This is a genomic window from Chryseobacterium sp. CH21, from assembly GCF_004119445.1.
Lineage (GTDB): Bacteria > Bacteroidota > Bacteroidia > Flavobacteriales > Weeksellaceae > Chryseobacterium.
On record NZ_QICI01000010.1, the window covers coordinates 102,607 to 121,147 of the forward strand.

At 36.8% G+C, this 18,541-nt stretch carries 14 protein-coding genes; 11 read left to right on the top strand and 3 right to left on the bottom strand.

The genetic code is table 11. The annotated features are described in order from the left end of the window. Window positions 1–4 precede the first annotated feature (4 nt). The 3 genes from BOQ62_RS00980 to BOQ62_RS00990 are packed head-to-tail and all read right to left on the bottom strand — an operon-like array spanning window position 5 to window position 5,915. Window positions 5–1,429: a glycoside hydrolase family 30 protein gene (locus BOQ62_RS00980; RefSeq protein ID WP_129036579.1), complete on the bottom strand. Its 1,425-nt coding sequence runs from the start codon at window positions 1,427–1,429 to the stop codon at window positions 5–7. 2 nt (window positions 1,430–1,431) lie between these two features. Next, window positions 1,432–2,982 (bottom strand): RagB/SusD family nutrient uptake outer membrane protein, encoded by a 1,551-nt coding sequence (locus tag BOQ62_RS00985; protein WP_129036580.1) that lies wholly within the window; start codon window positions 2,980–2,982, stop codon window positions 1,432–1,434. A gap of 11 nt (window positions 2,983–2,993) precedes the next feature. Beyond that, window positions 2,994–5,915, bottom strand: coding sequence for a SusC/RagA family TonB-linked outer membrane protein (locus BOQ62_RS00990; protein WP_129036581.1), 2,922 nt, complete (start codon window positions 5,913–5,915; stop codon window positions 2,994–2,996). A 174-nt stretch (window positions 5,916–6,089) separates the two neighbouring features. Here BOQ62_RS00990 and BOQ62_RS00995 point away from each other — a divergent pair, with 174 nt between their 5' ends. From BOQ62_RS00995 to BOQ62_RS01030, 11 genes are all read left to right on the top strand, one after another. Then, window positions 6,090–7,274: an MFS transporter gene (locus BOQ62_RS00995; RefSeq protein WP_129036582.1), complete on the top strand. Its 1,185-nt coding sequence runs from the start codon at window positions 6,090–6,092 to the stop codon at window positions 7,272–7,274. Window positions 7,275–7,290: 16 nt separating this feature from the next. Continuing rightward, the gene (locus BOQ62_RS01000) at window positions 7,291–8,079 is read left to right on the top strand and encodes an NUDIX hydrolase (protein ID WP_129036583.1); all 789 of its coding nucleotides are present in this window, start codon (window positions 7,291–7,293) and stop codon (window positions 8,077–8,079) included. A gap of 128 nt (window positions 8,080–8,207) precedes the next feature. Then, window positions 8,208–9,386: an acyl-CoA dehydrogenase family protein gene (locus tag BOQ62_RS01005; RefSeq protein WP_129036584.1), complete on the top strand. Its 1,179-nt coding sequence runs from the start codon at window positions 8,208–8,210 to the stop codon at window positions 9,384–9,386. A gap of 161 nt (window positions 9,387–9,547) precedes the next feature. Continuing rightward, window positions 9,548–11,506: a T9SS type A sorting domain-containing protein gene (locus BOQ62_RS01010; protein ID WP_129036585.1), complete on the top strand. Its 1,959-nt coding sequence runs from the start codon at window positions 9,548–9,550 to the stop codon at window positions 11,504–11,506. A 442-nt stretch (window positions 11,507–11,948) separates the two neighbouring features. Next, on the top strand, window positions 11,949–12,890 hold the full coding sequence (locus BOQ62_RS22765) for a TonB-dependent receptor plug domain-containing protein (RefSeq protein WP_262708280.1): 942 nt from the start codon (window positions 11,949–11,951) through the stop codon (window positions 12,888–12,890). Continuing rightward, entirely contained in the window at window positions 12,860–14,602 is a 1,743-nt protein-coding gene (locus BOQ62_RS22770; protein ID WP_228413515.1) for a hypothetical protein, read from the top strand. Before BOQ62_RS22765 ends, BOQ62_RS22770 begins: the two co-directional genes overlap by 31 nt. A 21-nt stretch (window positions 14,603–14,623) precedes the next feature. Then, entirely contained in the window at window positions 14,624–15,010 is a 387-nt protein-coding gene (locus tag BOQ62_RS22775; protein ID WP_228413517.1) for a hypothetical protein, read from the top strand. Continuing rightward, window positions 15,007–15,441: a DUF4876 domain-containing protein gene (locus tag BOQ62_RS23760; protein ID WP_262708281.1), complete on the top strand. Its 435-nt coding sequence runs from the start codon at window positions 15,007–15,009 to the stop codon at window positions 15,439–15,441. Before BOQ62_RS22775 ends, BOQ62_RS23760 begins: the two co-directional genes overlap by 4 nt. Beyond that, the gene (locus tag BOQ62_RS22780) at window positions 15,435–15,842 is read left to right on the top strand and encodes a DUF4876 domain-containing protein (protein ID WP_262708282.1); all 408 of its coding nucleotides are present in this window, start codon (window positions 15,435–15,437) and stop codon (window positions 15,840–15,842) included. Before BOQ62_RS23760 ends, BOQ62_RS22780 begins: the two co-directional genes overlap by 7 nt. 1 nt (window position 15,843) lies before the next feature. Next, complete coding sequence (locus tag BOQ62_RS01025; protein WP_129036586.1) at window positions 15,844–17,358, top strand: DUF6850 family outer membrane beta-barrel protein; 1,515 nt, start codon at window positions 15,844–15,846, stop codon at window positions 17,356–17,358. A 7-nt stretch (window positions 17,359–17,365) separates the two neighbouring features. Further along, complete coding sequence (locus BOQ62_RS01030; RefSeq protein WP_129036609.1) at window positions 17,366–18,505, top strand: cytochrome-c peroxidase; 1,140 nt, start codon at window positions 17,366–17,368, stop codon at window positions 18,503–18,505. The last annotated feature ends 36 nt before the right edge of the window (window positions 18,506–18,541 follow it).

Sequence of the window (18,541 nt, forward strand, 5' to 3'; positions counted from 1 at the left end):
CCAATTAAAAAATATAAGTTGCTGTAAAACGTCCTGAAATTCTTACAGCAGCGGTTTTCCCGGCAAATTTAATATTAAAATTTTCATCTTCTTTATTATCGTTCTGAACAATTAACACTATTTTCCCAAATTGAGTCTTAAAAGCAGCAGTAGCAAGTTTATCCGTTTGTGATGAAGCGATACGCTGAGATCCTGCCGGAATAAATTTTGAAGCGTGTGCAATAATATAATAGGAGACATTTCTGGTAAAATTCTCGCTGTCGGAAACGGTAATAGCTCCTTTACATTCTGTACATCCACCATCTGTATGCGGTGCAAATTTCGGATCGTTGGCAAGGTTCCATTCCAAAGCAATTTTGCTCCAGTTTCTCATAGAACCGATGATTACGTTTTTCGTATGCCAGTTCAGGTCTTCTGTAAAAGTTCCTTTGGAACCTGTCCACTGTTCAGTAAAGTATAAGTTTTTATCAGGAAAAGCATCATGTACGGTACTTAATGCGGAAATATCTCCCTCATACAAATGAAAAGCGGATCCGTCTATGTATTGATTGGCTTCAGAATCTTTTAGAATATCAATAGCATATTCAGGCTTATTGCAATTGTGGTCATAAACAACAATTTTGGTAGAAATTCCATTGGTTTTAAAAACAGGACCAAGATGATTTTTGATAAAATTGCCCTGTTGTTCAGACGGCATATACAAACTTGGGTTATTTCCCGGATGTAAAGGCTCATTCTGAGGAGTTACAGCATCAATGGTAATTCCTTCTTTTTTCATTCCCTGAATGTATTTTACAAAATATTGCGCGTACGTTCCGTAGAATTCCGGCTTTAAGCTTCCTCCTTTTGATTTTCCGTTGTCTTTCATCCAAACCGGGGCAGACCACGGAGCAGCAATGATTTTAATCTTGGGGTTGATCGCTAAGATCTCTTTAAGCATGGAAATCAACGCTTTGTCCTTTGCCAGACTGAATTTTGAAAGTGAAGTATCGGTTTGTCCTTCCGGCAGGTCATCGTAGGAGAACACTTCACCATCAAGATCAGAAGCACCTATGCTCAATCTCAAATAGCTTATGGAGATTGAATTTTTATCATTTCCGAAAAGTTCAGCAAGCAGTGCTTTTCTTTTTAAAGGGGAAAGTCTGTTAATTACCTCAACACTTCCACCTGTTAATGTATATCCAAAGCCATCAACATATTGAAACTTTTGAGCATCATCAATTTCAATATTCTGAAAGCTGTTGGTATTATTTACAAATTTAACCGGAGTCTGCTGCTGTAATTTTACACTTTCATCACCTTTTGTAAGCCAGTACTGCACTTCATTTCCTTTATTGGACATTACTGATATACATGATAAAGGAAAAAGGGCCACACCACTAAGTAGTGCGGCACCTCTAAAGAAACTATATAAGTTGTAAAACTTCATGTTTAGTATCCAGGATTTTGTTTTAAAACGGTATTCGGCAATTCATTGAACGGGATTGGCAGAATTTCATTTTTGTTGGCTTTAAATCCTTTGAAGGCAAGCTTGGAAGGAGCATCCCCCCATCTTACAAGATCAAACCATCTGTGTCCTTCTCCTGCTAGTTCTCTTCTTCTCTCATCTTTAATGGCCTGCAAAGAAACCGGAACCGATGCTAATCCAACTCTTGCTCTTACTGCATCTAATAAAGCCTGGGCTCTTGCTCCAGCTCCTCCTAACGCTTCAGCTTCCATCAGATAAGTATCTGCTAATCTTATTGCGATATAATTTTGACGGAAATTAAGTTCTGCGGGCCCTGGAAGTGAGCTTTTTAAAGCATTCGTAGGTAAGTATTTATTTAAGAAATATCCTGTATCAGCAAATGCCGGGCTGTAAGTAATTTTACCATCTGTTACCAATTTTTTTGCATTGAAAACGGTTACATTAAGCCTTGGATCTCCCTGCATGAAAGTAACAAAATTCTCTGTTACGGTATTAAATGCCCACCCGGAATAAATATCCGGTGCATCATTATTCGGGATGCTTTTTAGTGAATAAGAACGAGGTCCTACCATCACATTAATAGAGTTTCCTTCATCTTTGCCTTGCCCCCAGAATCCCCAATCAGAGTTTCCTTTATTGGTATGCATTACTTCAAGGATAGATTCTGTTGAAAATTTATAAGGATCTGATAATTCAGGACCTACTTTAAATAAGTCTGCATAATTGGCTACCAGTTTATATCCATATTGACTGGTTCCTCCAGGAGTACCATTTACTTCAGCAAACTGTGCAGCTGCCTGAGGCATTTTTTTATCATAAAGATAAATTTTACCTAAAATAGCTCTTGCAGTTCCCTGTGTGATTCTTCCTTTATCATTACCGCTTGATACCATCATCAGATCCGGAATGGCAGCATTGATATCACCTTCTATCTGAGTATATACATCACTTGGATTAGCCTGTGGAATATTCCAATAATCATCATCAAATTTTACGGATTTTAGGATCAAAGGAATATTTCCAAACATTCTTAGCAGTTCGAAATAATATAAGGACCGAAGAACTTTTGCTTCTGCGATATATCTTTTCTTAATATCATCACTCATATTAGCTCCGGGAACTCTTTCTATTAAAAGGTTAGCACGTGCAATTCCCTGATAATAGTCTCTCCAGTAACTGGCTGGCATTGTATTCGGGTTGATCATATAGTTATTCAGTCCCTGAATTCCTGCTCCATCATTAGAGTTTCCTCCTCCGGAATAAAAATCATCAGATCCTGCATTAAAAAAGGTAACCGTATTTTCGAAACCTCCGGAATATTTTCTTAAAAGATCATATACTGAAACCAGTGCACTGAAAGACTGCTGTTCATTCTGAAAATACAAATCAGTATTAAAAGATCCTGAATTCTGTACATCATCCAGATAGGAATCACTACAGCCCATATTGGTAAAACTCAGACCTGTCAGAAAAGCTACGGCAAGTCCTTTATATATAAAATTCTTATTTTTCATTTTGTTAGTCATTAAAATTGAATATTAGCCCCTATCAGGAATGTTCTCGCCTGTGGGTAGTAAGCTCTGTCTACACCAATAATATCCTGCTCAGAATTGTTTCTTCCTGCAATTTCAGGATCATATCCTGTATATTTTGTAAAAGTAACAAGGTTTTCTCCAGTGATATACAACCTTACTTTGCTCATTCCGAAACGTTTGGTAACATCCTGAGGAATTGTATAGCCTAGCTGAACGATTTTCAAACGTACATAATCCCCTTTTTGAAGATAATAATTAGACATCCATGAATAGTTATGATTAGGGTCATTACGTGTAACTCTAGGATTATCATTGGTAGAACCTTCACCTGTCCATCTGTCTAAGACTCTTGTCTGATAGTTAGCATCAAGCATATCTAATCTTCTTAAACCTTGGAAAATTTTGTTACCAGCCTGCCCTTGAGCAAACATCATTAAATCAAAATTCTTGTAATTAAGATTCACCGTAAGTCCGAAAGTATATTTCGGGATGGAACTTCCCAGGTTTACTTTATCTTCATCATCAATTTTACCATCTCCATTGTTGTCCTGCCAGATAAAGTCTCCCGGTTTTGCATCAGGTAGTAATTTTACTCCATTCGCGTTTACATAGTTATCAATTTGTGCCTGATTTTGGAAAACGCCACTATAAGTTTGCCCATAGAAAGATCCGTAAGGCTGTCCTACTGCTACTCTAGATACTGCTCCCATTGTTTGGAAAGAAGCCAGGTTGAAGTATTTAATATCATCTTCCAATCTCAAAACTTCATTCTTTATGGTAGCGAAGTTACCATTCACTGAAATTCCGAAATCTTCCCAGTTCTTTTTATATCCTAATTCAAGCTCCAGACCGGAATTCTGCATGTCTCCAACGTTTGACCAAGGTAAATTCGGAACTCCTACATAACCAGGAATATTGATTTGTCTAAGAATATCTGTTGTTTTCTTTTTGTACCAGTCTGCTGTAAGGGTAAAGTTGTTGAATAATTTTAAATCTGCAGCAATATTCAGCTGGCTGGTCTGTTCCCATTTCAGATTTGGATTTTCCAATGTACTTGGCGCATATCCAATGATGATATTATTTCCAGAATTGGTATAGTTACTTCCTGAAACCATGAAACTTGCAAATCTGAAATTATCCATCTCATCATTTCCTAAAACACCGTAACCTCCTCTAAGTTTTAAGTTATTGATGACTTTATTTTCAGGCCAGAAGTTTTCTTTATGAACATTCCATCCTAATGACATAGATGGGAAAGTTCCCCAATGCTGATTGGTAGCAAACTTTGAAGATCCATCTCTACGAATTGTTCCTGTGAACAAATATTTGTCTGCATAATCGTAAATAATTCTACCAAAATAAGATGCTTTACGGGTTTGAATCCCATCCCATCCTGTGGCAGTAATATTATCCTGCGGAATATTAAAGTTGAAAGAAGCATCCTGCCAGTTATCAATAGGCAGGTTACTATAGGTAAGGCTAGCACCGCCAGCAATGTTGTATCGGTAAACACCCTGCCCAATCATAATGTTGATATTATGATTTCCGAACTTATTCTGGTAGGTCAAGGTATTTTCCATACTCCATTCGAATTTATTTTCGTCCACCTTATTCAGACTGTTAAAGCTGGTATTGTTATAATTTGGACTTAAATAATATTTCGGAGTAAAAGAACGGCTTCCCCAATAGGATTTCTTACCATTCAAACTGGACTTAAATGTAAAATGATCAAGAAACTTAAGTTCGGCAAAAACATTCCCGACAAAATCATCTGACCAGCTATAATTCCCTTGCTGTATATGACGGAAAGCCTGTGGATTGGTCATTTCCTGATTTACATATCTTGAAATTCCATAAGGGTTACCATTCGGATCACGAATAATGTAAGGGTTTGTATAACCACTCGGATCTACCATTGACCAATCTGTTACGACAACCGGAGTGGTAGGATCCAGGTTAACTGCTGAAGCTAGCGGTCCTCCAAATTCTTCATTTGCACTTACTCCCTGAGACTTCACGTGGGTATAAGCAAAGGTTTGACCTAACGTCAGGTAATCCGTAACCTTATGTGTTGAGTTAAATCTGGCATTAATTCTTTTGTAGTAAGAAATATCACTCAATACAATACCACTCTGATCAAAATATCCGAAAGAGGTGTAGTATGTTGATTTTTCGTTACCTCCGGTAATGCTTACTTCGTGAGAAGATTTTTCTCCAGTCCCAAAAATAGCATCCTGCCAGTCTGTTCCTTTTCCAAATGATTCCGGATTGGTAAACCTAGGAGTTCCTCCATCATTAACGAAACCTTCATTGATAATTTTTGCGTATTGTGTGGCATCTAGAAGATCCAGCTTTTTTGAAGCATTTGAAAAACCATAAAATCCATTGTAAGAAAGAGTAAGTTTTCCTTTTTTCCCTTTTTTAGTGGTTACCAGAATTACCCCTTTTGCAGCAGAAACTCCATAGATTGCTGATGAAGCTCCATCTTTTAAAACTTCAATACTTTCTATATCAGACTGATTCAGCCAGCCAATATTATCCACTACAATTCCATCTACTACCCATAAAGGACTGTTACTTCCTGCTCCAAAACTGGTAATCCCTCTTACGCGCACAGTAGCAGCAGCTCCGGGCTGTCCTGAATTGGTTACGACGGAAACCCCGGCTGCCCTTCCCTGTAATACCTGCTCCGGTTTACCAGATGGAATATTTTCAATATCACTGGCTTTAATACTTGCTATAGCTCCTGTTACATTACTCTTTTTCTGAGTACCGTAACCAATGACTACAACTTCGTCTATTTTGTTTTCTTTAGCAAGTGTGTCCTTTGCCTTGGTGGTCTGGGCACTGAAGTTGGCCGTAAAATAGAGGACGGCAACCACTCCTACGCTTCTTGATATTCTTACATTCATATACAGTTATTGTTTAATTCTCAAATTGAGACAATAAAAATATATTTTTTTAATTAATTAACATTCTATTCATAAATATTTTAATTTTTCTTTTATTTTTCAGGGTTAGAAGCCCTATCTTCGCATCAATATTTCATAAAATATCATAAAAAATTAATAAAGATATCTCCCAAAATGATCGTCAAGCCTTCAAAAATTTCTCTTCCCTTAAAACTTACCTTTCTTATTTTTTCAATGGTTTTAAACTGTATGGGACTTGTGATTCTGCAGTTGTCTCAGGAGAAAATCACTTATGGAGAGCTGGGGCTGCTGGAGTCTTTTAAAGATTTACCTATTGCTTTTATTTCGCTTTTTGCGGTGAGCTTTATTAACAAAACCGGACCTAAAAAAGCATTGATTTTAGCTTTATCCATCGTTGGATTCTGCTGCTGTCTTCTTCCATTTGTAGAAGTTTTCTGGTTTTATAAATTGTGGTTTGCTATCATAGGAGCCTGTTTTGCCATCGGTAAGATCTGTGTTTTTGGAATCATCAGGAATAATATTTCAGACGAAAAATCTCTGGCCAAAACCATGAATAATGTGGAAGCTTCTTTTATGATCGGAATTTTTGTGGTGAATACCGGCTTTGGGTGGGTTATTTCCAGTCAATATTCAGAATTCTGGAAATTTGGCTTCTTACTGATTGCTTTATTATCTGTATTTACTATTTATCTGCTTTCCAGGGTAGAAATAGTAGAATCTAAGCCTATGGAAGACAAAAGTATTCTCTCGGAACTATCAGGATTTACCACTCCGGCAGTGGCTTTATTTTTAGGAGTAGTCTTCTTTATTGTCTTTGTAGAGCAGGGATTCAATTCATGGCTTCCTTCTTTTTACAAAAACCATCTGAAAGTCAATTCTTTTTTTGCTCTTCAGGCCACTTCTTTCTTATCTCTTTTTTCTTATGCCGGAAGAACAGCTACTGCCAATATTATCAAAAGATTTGCACTGCCAAAATACTACATTACATGCATGATTCTGATCATCACATTACTAGTCACTATCGTTAGCATACAATATTTTGAATCGGAAGATTCCAGAATGCTTCTTTTTTTATTTCCGGTTATTGGATTGTTCCTTTCCCCTCTCTACCCTGTTATCAACTCAAGAATGATTGCGCAGGTGGATAAAGATAAAATTAACCTGTTCACATCCCTAATTGTGATTTTTTCTTCTCTGGGCAGCTCTGTCAGTTCAATTATTATGGCAGTTTTATTTGAAAAACAGTTATTAAATTACTATCCATTATACATCTTATCCTCTGTAATTCTGCTTTTTGTGATTAGTTTAATATATTTTACTGTCACAAATAGAAAATAGTTTTATTTTTACTACCATGAAAATCAAAGACACAAAAAGTAAAGAAACGCTTCGGGAACTTATCGATACTAAAGATTTCGTAGCGCATATTTCTGTTGACTGCACCATATTCGGCTTTCATAATAACATTCTGAAAGTTCTGCTTTTAAAATATCATGATTTGGACCTGTGGTCGCTTCCAGGTGGTTTTGTTTTCAATGACGAAGATCTTAGAGAAGCTGCTGAAAGGGTTTTGTATGAAAGGACTCATCTTAAAGGTTTATTTTTGAAGCAGTTTCACACGTTTGGAAGAATAGACCGTACAGAAAATAATGTTCATCAGATTCTTCTTCAAAATAAAGGAATAACCGTTCCTGCAGACCACTGGATTTTCCAGCGTTTTGTGACGGTAGGTTATTGCAGCCTTATTGATTTTTCATTAACGGATACTTTTCCTGATGCTTTCAATGAAAGCTGTGAATGGTTTGAAGTGAATAATTTGCCCAAGATGGCTTTCGATCATGACAGAATCATAGAAACCGGTCTGGAATACCTGAGAATGAACATCAACACAGAAGTAGCGGCAAGTAACCTGCTTCCGGAAAAATTTACCATGAAAGACCTTCAGGCTCTTTATGAGACTATTTTGGGACAAAAATTCAGAAGAAATAATTTTCAGCGAAAAATTTTAAGTTTAAATATCCTTGACAGAATGGAAAAGCTGTATGACGGTTCTGCTAATAAAGCGCCGTATCTGTATAAATTTAAAACTGAAGTTCATAATTCTACCAATCAGTATCCCATCTCAAATGATGAGGAGTCATAAAAATATAAATTTAACCCAAATCACTCATAAAGTAGCATTATATCTCTGAAAACCAACATCAAAATAAGTTTCTAAAAAAACTTTTCAGACACCACGAAAAATGTTACTTTTAACCAAATCAAAAAATCATGTCATATTATCCTCTTACAAGCATCCCTGATTATTATGGAATTGATGCTTTACTTACCGAAGAACACAAACTAATCCGCCAATCTGTAAGAGACTGGGTTGAAAGTTTTGTAATGCCGCAGATAGATCAGGCCGCTCAAAATCATACAGATATTCCTAATCTGATGAGAGAATTGGGGAAAATCGGAGCTTTGGGACCTTACATCCCGGTTGAGTATGGCGGTTCAGGATTAGACCAGATTTCTTATGGTCTGATTATGCAGGAATTGGAAAGAGGAGATTCTGCAGTACGTTCTGCTGCTTCGGTACAGAGCTCTTTGGTGATGTTCCCTATTAACGAATTCGGTTCTGAGGAACAGAAAAAGAAATATCTTCCTAAGCTTGCTGCCGGAGAAATGATCGGATCTTTTGGATTAACAGAGCCTAACCATGGTTCAGACCCAGGTTCTATGGAAACTTATTTTAAAGATATGGGAGATCATTATCTTTTAAATGGAGCTAAAATGTGGATCACCAATTCTCCTTTATGCGATATCGCTGTGGTATGGGCAAAAAATGAGGAAGGAAAAGTACAGGGATTAATCGTTGAAAGAGGAATGGAAGGTTTCACCACTCCTGAAACTCACAATAAATGGAGCTTAAGAGCTTCTAAAACCGGAGAACTGGTATTTAATGATGTAAAAGTTCCGAAAGAAAACCTTCTTCCGGGAGTAACAGGACTAAAAGGACCTCTATCTTGTCTGAACTCTGCAAGATACGGAATTTCATGGGGAGTAATTGGTGCAGCTATTGACTGCCACTGTACTGCTGTTCAGTATTCTAAGGAAAGAAAACAGTTTGGAAAGCCAATCGCTTCTTATCAGCTACAGCAGAAAAAATTAGCTGAATTCTTAACAGAGATCACAAAAGCTCAGTTATTATGTCTTCAGTTAGGAAACCTTAAAAATGCCCACAAAGCAACTCCGGCTCAAATTTCAATGGCAAAACGTAACAACGTAAATATGGCTATTGAAATTGCCAGAGAATCAAGACAGATCCTTGGTGGTATGGGAATCATGGGTGAGTTCCCAATGATGAGACACGCTGCGAACCTTGAATCTGTAATTACTTACGAAGGAACTCATGACGTTCATTTGTTAATCACTGGTTTAGATATTACAGGAATTAACGCTTTCTAAAGAAAGACAAACCTATAAAGAAAGAGTCTGGCCAATGGTCAGACTCTTTTATTTTACTCACTTTCCAGAGAATTGATATTCAATGAATAATTATTGATGCTATAATATTTTTGTCAATTTATTAAAGTTATTACCTTAATGAACACAAAAAAATCATCAATATGAAAAAAATTACGACTTTTTTACTGGGCCTTACGGCCCCATTTTATTTTGCACAACAAGCTGGTGATGTTATAAGCGCCGAACAGAAACTGGATCTTACCCCACAGGGAGTTATCAATTTCATTGCTAGTAATCTTGGCGATCAGAATGCACCAGAATTTGCCAGCTATCTGAACAGCTTTAATATTGGCCTGAAAGGATACAAGATTACTTATTACACCAAAAATGAAAATAATGTTCTTGTAAAAGCTACCGGATTGCTTATGTATCCTAATGTACCCTTCAAGCTTTCAACCGTGGTGTCAGATCATGGAACAACAGACAGCAGAAATAATGTTCCGTCTAATTTTAAAGGAGCTTTAACTGCAGGATTTGTTGTGGAACTATCCTATGTACTTAACGGTTATATTTTGATGGCTCCCGACTATGTAGGGATGGGAACGGGAGAAGGAGTTCATCCTTATGTAGATTATGCCACAGAAGCAGGTGCAACCATTGATTTCATTACTGCTGCTAACAAAGTATTGGCACAGTTGAACATTAAACGTTATGACGAATATTTCTTAGCAGGATACTCTCAGGGCGCTCATGCAGCCATGTCTACGTTAAAAAGGTTAAGCATTTCGAATCCTAATAATATAAAATTCAAATATGCCTATATGGGAGACGGACCTTATGATTTTTCTGGAGTCACCTTAAATAAAGGAGTTCTTGAAAAAGATATTTATCCGTTCACTTCATTTCTGGCGAATGTTCTTCATACCTGCAACAATACAGGATATAAAACCTATACTAACAACATTTCAGAAGTTATTTCTGCGGAATATCTCGATAAATACAATTATCATGTTGTTCAGGATAATGGCGGACTGTTATGGGGACCTGTTATTTGGAGAAAACTCTTTACAACCAGCTTCGTGAATGATGTTACCAATAATCCCAATAACAAGCTCAGACTATGCATGAAACCTAAGGATGTTTATGACTGGTACAATAAAACTCCAATGACATTGGGGCATTCTACTGTAGATTTGGCCATTCCGCCTGAGAATACGTCTAAAACGATTGATGTTCAACGTGGATATTACCCATGGTGGGATCTTAATAAATACAAACTGGATTCTTTTTACTGGGGCCCATTAGGACATGTGGGAGGAATTCTACCTTTCACTTTAGCTTCTAATGCAAAGTTCAATACGTTGAGAAGCGGTGGACTTCTTAACGAATGGGCTATTGCCGGATCAATTTTCGGTAAGCAGTCTGCAGAGAAAACTTCTGACAAGCCTACCCTTTTATCTTCACAGATAAAACCGGATTTAGGAAATATGCAGCTGGTTGAAGTTACTGATTTCAATAAAGAAAAAATACAAAGCAGAGCAGCCAATGACCGCAATTTATCGACTTTAAAAGATGGAGTTTATTTATTGAAAGTAACAGAAAACAATGAAAACAAAACAATTCCATACATCAAAAATACCCCTCAGGAAGTTGCTGAAAACGAAATCGTACAATCTGCAAATGCATCAGTTCTCCAATTAAAAGTAGATCAGGAAGAACTTACTGCCGTGAATATTTTTGATGAAAATAAAACTCTCATCAAAAGCATTTCTCAAAAACAATATCGTGAAGCCGGAGGAATCAATATTCAGGAGCTGGAAAATAAAAACTATACCTTTGAGGTAGTTACGCCTTATTATAATCTTCAGTTCAGTAAAGCGGTTGGCGGAACAATATCGTCAGAAAGTAACACTGATATTTACACTCAGAGACAACAAATTGTAGCTAAATCCGTCAATGATATTAAAAACATTAGTATTTACAGCATTTCTGGTGCTCTGATCGTTCAACAGGAAGTTAATAAACCAATGTTTGAATCCAGAAACTTAGAATCAGGAGTATATCTTGTACAGGTCACACTTTCTAATGGAAAAACCATCAACAAAAAAATAAAACTGTAAAAACAATCACTCTTCATATCTCATTTCAAGTTAATTTTGGCACTTCAGCAATGAAGTGCTTTTTTATGGATGAGCAATTACAATAACTCCACTAAAAATAATTGGAGATAAATCTCATTTCAAAATACTTAAAATTACATAATCCATTATTAATTATCATTTTACGATACTCATTTTAAACTTTTAGCAAAAATCATATTAAAATAACATAAATGATTCTTGTCATTTATTTTGAATTATTCTAAATAAAATTAGCAAACTTACATTGAGGACGCTACTTTTGCCGAAAGAATAATGCCAGATGGTCCATAATGACTCCCGATTCCCTTTGAGGCTTCGATTTCTCAGTTTTTTTATTTTTATCATTACAATTACAGCAGTCAAGTCACAAAATCAAAAATTTATAATCACTTTTGAACTAAAAAGTAAGGATCAATCTTCGTTGAAAGGTTCTGAAATTAAAATTTCGAATGAAGAAAATTCCTATTCAATAACTACCGATGAAAAAGGAGTCGCAACCATTTCTATTATTCCCGGAAAATATAAAATAGAAGCATGGAAAAATGGAATTCCGGGGTATTCCGATAAAATATTTGTGACAAAAACAGAAACCATCACTTTACCATTTCAGGAAAAGCTCAATACGATTGAAGAAGTAGTGATTACTGCCAAAGAAGGAAAAGGACTTACTTCCTCTTCCATCATTAACAAGAGAGCCATGCAACATTTGCAGCCGTCAAGTTTTTCTGATCTTCTGGAACTTCTTCCCGGTGGAAGATCAAATGATCCGGTTCTTAATCAGGTTAACAAAATCAGCCTTCGTGAAACCGGAAGACCCGGCTCAGATTACAATACATCCTCTATGGGAACAACGTTTTTGGTAGATGGTGCACCTTTGAACTCCAATGCTAACCTCCAGTATTCTTATGATTTTTTAGACAAAACCAATAACGGACTGAAACGCAGACTTAATATAACCAGTGGTGTAGACATGCGAACTATTTCTACAGATCAGATTGAAAGTGTGGAAGTTCTCCGCGGAATTCCTTCCGTCATCTATGGAAATCTTACTTCAGGTATTGTAAAAATCACCAACAAATCCGGATATACAAGATGGAAGGCAAGATTTAAGGCAGATGGCTACAGTAAGCTTTTTGCAGTGAGCAAAGGTTTTGAAAATAAAGAAAAAGATCTGAAAATCAATACAGGCCTGGATTATCTGAATGCAAAGACCGATCCGAGAGACCGTTTAGAAAGTTATGAAAGAATTACCGCCCATCTTGGTATCATTAAAGAAAAAAATATGATCACGGAACGGCAAAATGGCAAAGTAATCTCAGTTATACAGGTTCTTTGGACGGTTCAAAATCTGATCCGGATATAGATTTGTCCGAGCTCAATTCTTATGAAGTGAATACTCATTTTTTGAGTCTTTCCAATCTATTCACTTATACTAAAAATGAACCTTCATTCTACCGTTCAACTGAAATTCAGGCAACTCTTAACCAAAGATTTGACAAAATAAAGCAGACTAAATTTATTCAGCTGGAAAATGCAACGGCTTTTCCTCTATCAACAATTGCAGGAGAATATGACGGTTACTATCCTGAACCTCGTTACATTTCAAATTATACAGTGGATGGAAAACCTCTGGATCTGTTTGTTAAAATGATCAATAATTTCCAGATTAATTACAAATCGGTGACGCATGAGTTCAATGCCGGATTTGACTGGCAAATGAGTAAAAACTGGGGCAAAGGACAATTATTTGATATCTACAGACCTATTGATCCTAAGGCTACATTCAGACCGCGTGCTTACCGTGATGTTCCTGCTTATATGACTTCCGCATTGTTCCTGGAGTCTGTCAACTCATTACAAGCAGGCAAACATCAACTTACACTGGCATTAGGATTCAGAGGAAACACGATGATGAATCTTCCTTCTCATTTTAAAATGAATGGAAAATTATATGCAGATCCAAGAGCAAACTTCCAATGGGAGCTTCCCTCTTTTGACTGGATGAACAAAAAAGCAACCATAGCTTTGACATTAGGATATGGAAAACAAAGTCTTTTCCCTGACCTTAATCTTCTGTATCCGGAATTTATTTACAAAGATATCCAGCAGCTGAATTATTTCCATAATAATCCAAATTACAGAAGAATCAATTATAAAACACTGATTTACAATCCACAAAATCCGGATATAGAACCCGCTGTGAATGAAAAATTTGAAGCAAGAGTTGATTTCAGTCTTGGCGCACACCAACTGTCTGTAACTGTATTTAAAGAAAATATGCACAATGCTTTCCGTTCAATGAATGAATATGCCTTATATCAGTACAAAAAATACGATACTTCAGGACTGAATCATGATGCCATCACTTCTCCACCGGATGTGAACACACTTCCCTATCAGAATGTGAATGAAAACTTTCTTTACACCACTCAGCGAAATGGAAGCAAAGTGGACAAAGAAGGTATTGAATTTCAATATTCTTCCAATAGAATTCCAGTGATTAACACAAGATTAACTCTAAACGGGGCCTGGTTCCGTACAAAATATGGCAATAGTCTTCCAGTATACAGAGGAAGAGATTTACTAATCAACGGAAGACCTTATCCTTATCTTGGACTATATGAAGGGATGGAGCCCAATTCTGTGAATGAAGTTTTGAATACCAATCTGATGCTGGATACTTATATTCCCCGCCTGGATCTTGTTTTTTCTTCATCATTCCAGTTTTCATGGTATTCCATGAGAAAAATCCTTCCTATGAGCGGAATTCCCAGTCATTATGTAGATCAGAATGGCACTGTTCTTCCTTACAACCCGGATGCTGTAAAAGGAACGATCCTGGAAAGTCTGATCATTACTCAAAACGAGGATTTATACACTACTACCAGAAGACCTATGGAGATGAACCTCAATCTCAAAGTAACCAAAAGTTTCAGAAATAAAACGGTAATAGTATCCATGTTTGCCAACCGGTTATTCAGCTATTATACCCCTTACAACAATAACGGATTTACCATCAACAGAAAAGGTGCTTATGATCCCTACTTCGGAATGGAAATCAATTTCAATTTATAAACAATTTCAATTCAATAAATTATGTTAAAACATGTATTAAGAACACTGTTCGTATTGTGTGCAGCTCTTGCCATTACAGCCTGTTCTTCAGATTCAAACGATGCTCCGGAAGCAAAAACCTCATTAAAACTTGAACTTAAAGTAGTTCCTGATAATATTCAGGTTAAAGAATATAAAAATATTACCATCAGTTTCAAAGAGTTAAATTCAGGATTTACCATTACTCAGGAGCTTAAAAATACTAACGTTTTACAGGTTGTACTTCCTTCAGGAACGTATAACGTTACGGCGGAAGGAAGTATTATGTATGGTGATAATTTCGGATCGGTAGAAGCTAAAGTTGCCGGTGTACAAAACGGAATCGTTATCAATGGTAATGAAACAACAAAACGTTGGATCTTTCTTTGAAATCAGGGAACAGCAGTGATCTGATCCTAGAAGAAGTCTTCTTTACCGGAACAAAAACACCGCAGGGAGCAATGTATTTCGGTGATCAGTATTTTAAAATCACCAATAATACGGACAAGACTTTGTATGCAGATGGTATGCTGCTGATACAATCCAGTTTTATGACGAATGAAAAGCAGGATTACAGCCCAAATATTATGGGAACTGCTCTATCTGCAGGTGCTATTATCAGAATTCCAGGAAACGGCACAATGTATCCTGTAAAAGCCGGAGAATCTATTATTATTGCGGAAGATGCTATTAATCATAAAGATTTTAATCCTTCATCCATCAATCTTTCTAATGCGAATTTCCAGATTTTCAAAGAAGATTCTGATGATATCGACAATCCTGCCGTTCCGAAAATGGTGAATGTTTTTGAAAAATGGTAATTCATACACAAGGATATTATGCTTATGCTCTGGCACGTTTGCCACAGGGAATGACGAGTGAAGCCTTGGTTGCCCAAAACGCTTATACTTACACGTATAACCTTACCATTAACGGTGATGTATATCCTATGGACGGAACAGCTGTCAAAATCCCCAATGAATGGATTACAGATGCTGTGAATTTAAGTGTACAGGATTCATTCCAATGGCTGGTAACTTCTCCTTCTTTGGATATGGGATGGACTTCCGTAGCTGCTTTTGACGGAGATAAAAACCGTTTCGGAAAAGCTGTCCGCAGAAAAGTAACCGGAAAAACAATGGATGGCAAAAATATCCTTAAAGATACCAACAACTCCACAACAGACTTTGAACATGGTGTAAAGCCATCTTTATTCAATTAAAATGAAATATTTTCTTTCCATATCGATCCTGCTCACCTCTTTTTCGGGAATAACAATGCATGCTCAGATCAATGACACTATCAAAGAGAAAGTGCGCGAAGAATATAGCTTTGAAAGGCTTATTAAAAACAGTATTACCCTCAATCCCGCCAGTTATGCCGGAGCAAGGAAATACAGCATCACAAACTTCAATGTGTTTACTGAAAAAAGCAACACCCCCAATCAACTGCAGCAAAAAGGAAAAGGGAAAAACCTATGGGGTGCAGAGGTTTACAGCTTACAAAAGCTCGATGATCAAACATCAGTCTGGGGCAATGCCTCATATACACAGGGGAAAAATAAGCAGATGGTATGGAATGAAAATTCAGATTATGATCTCATTTATCCTTATGTAGCAGCGGACAGTGTGGGTGGTGATATGAAATTTGAAGACTATAGCTTTTCAGGAGGATATTCCAGAAAAATAGATACTTACACTTTAGGGATTACAGGAAGTTATCAGGCAACATTGAGTTACAGAGATGCAGATCCACGCCCGAAAAATACAGCAGCTCATTTTTCTCTGGCAATGGGAGCCAACAAACTGATGTTCCAAAAGTTCAAAATTGGAGCTTATGTGAATGCTGAAAAGTATACTCAAAAACATAATCTGAGCTTTGTAAGCAACCAGGAATATCCTATGATTTATAATATGAGCGGACTGGGAAATTATAACGAACTCCTTTCCGGAAAACTCCGCCAGGCATATTATGAGGGCTGGTCTTACGGAGGAGGTTTACAGATCTTTGAAGCTGACAATAGAAACTGGTATCTGAATATAAGTCTTAAAAAGTTTAATCTTGATAAGCTATTGACAGAATATGCAGATCTCAATGCTTCAAAAATTGATGAACAGCAGGTTAGCTTTTCCGCCGGAAAATTCTTTGATTCCGGAAAAACAGTCTGGGGAATTTCTGCCGAAGGTAACAGTACAGAAAGAAAAGGAACTGAAAACCTTTTTCTGAATGAAAATTCAAGAAATTATATTCAGATCGGAAGTGTGGAAAAATACAACCATAAGATCAATAGTATCATTTTCAAAGGGCTCATACAATTGGGTAATGAAAAGGCAAAATCGTCTTTTATCCCCTTCTTTGGATGGAATCAGGAAAAAGAAAAATACAACAGTCCTCTATCAAAAATAGAATTAAGCAAGATTATGTATGGTACGGATTATCAATGGATTAAAACTTTCGAAAATCTACAGACACTGTCTGTTGTAGCAGGATTTTCAGCTACCAATGTCTATCAAAAAGATGCGCTTTTCAACAATTCCGGAAAACTGTCCATCAATGCTATGCTTCAGGAAAATTATGCTTTTCAGTCTTCGGATTTCTGGCAGGCAAAACTTGATATTCATTTTCATTTCAGCTTCCCCGTTGTGAAAAATGCTTTTGTAGGAGGTAAAATGATGTACAGCAATTTTAAAAATGGCAGCAATACTTTATTTGCAGTCAGTATAGGAAGTATATTTTAAACACATGATGATAAAATTTTCAGATATAAAATTAGTTGCCGTGCTTGGAGGGATCTCTCTTTTCTTTATGCAGCATACTCTTCAACAATACAGAGTGGATTATGGAGAAACAGTGGAACACTATAAAAAGCCTGTACAATACTGGCCAAAACCTACAGTGGATGCAGGTGTCAACTGGAAAGAATTTGAGGCAATAGAATGGGATTCTAACTACTATGACACTCAGGAACAGCCTGAAGTAATGCTTGGGAAAAAGCTGTTTTTTGATCCTAAACTGTCACAATCCAGCCAGATATCCTGCAGCAGCTGCCATAACCCTGAACTGGGCTGGGGAGACGGTCAGGAAGTAGCATTGGGAACAGATCATTTGCAGGGAAAAAGAAATACCCAGTCTCTTTTTAATATTGGAGACCGCCAGTCCTATTTCTGGGACGGAAGAGCAAAGACGTTGGAAGAACAGCTTGTGGGACCTATTTCTGCCCATAACGAAATGAATATGAAACCGGAAAAACTGGCCGGAAAGCTATCAAAATTAAAAGAATACAGAAAGCTTTTTAAAGAAGTTTACCAAACTGATAAAATCACGTTTGATAAAATCGCAAAAGCGCTGGCTACTTTTCAAAGAACAATCAGAAGCCAGCCGAGCAGGCTGGATAAGTTCATAAAAGGTGATTATAAAGCCATGAGCGACAAGGAAATCTATGGGATGCATCTATTCCGTACCAAAGCAAGATGCATGAACTGTCACTACGGAAAATATCTTACTGATGAATCTTTCCATAACATAGGACTTACTTATTACAAACGGGAATATGAAGATCTTGGATTGTATCATATCACTAAAAATTCTGATGATACAGGGAAATTTAAAACCCCTTCGCTGAGAGATCTTGACTATACTGCCCCATGGATGCATAACGGACTCATGGACGATATGCATGGTGTTGTCAGTTTATACAACAGCGGTATGCAGATGATAAACCCTACTCCTGAAGAAAAAAAAGCCGATCCTAATTTTCCTGTCACAGATCATCTGATAAAACCTTTACACCTGAATGAGCAGGAAATGGATGCCATTGTTTCATTTTTAAAAAGTATGTCCGGAAGCTATTACAAAATGCCAAGACCGGAAATCCCAAGAAAATAGATTTTAATCTTATTAAATAATTGATTTCATAAACAG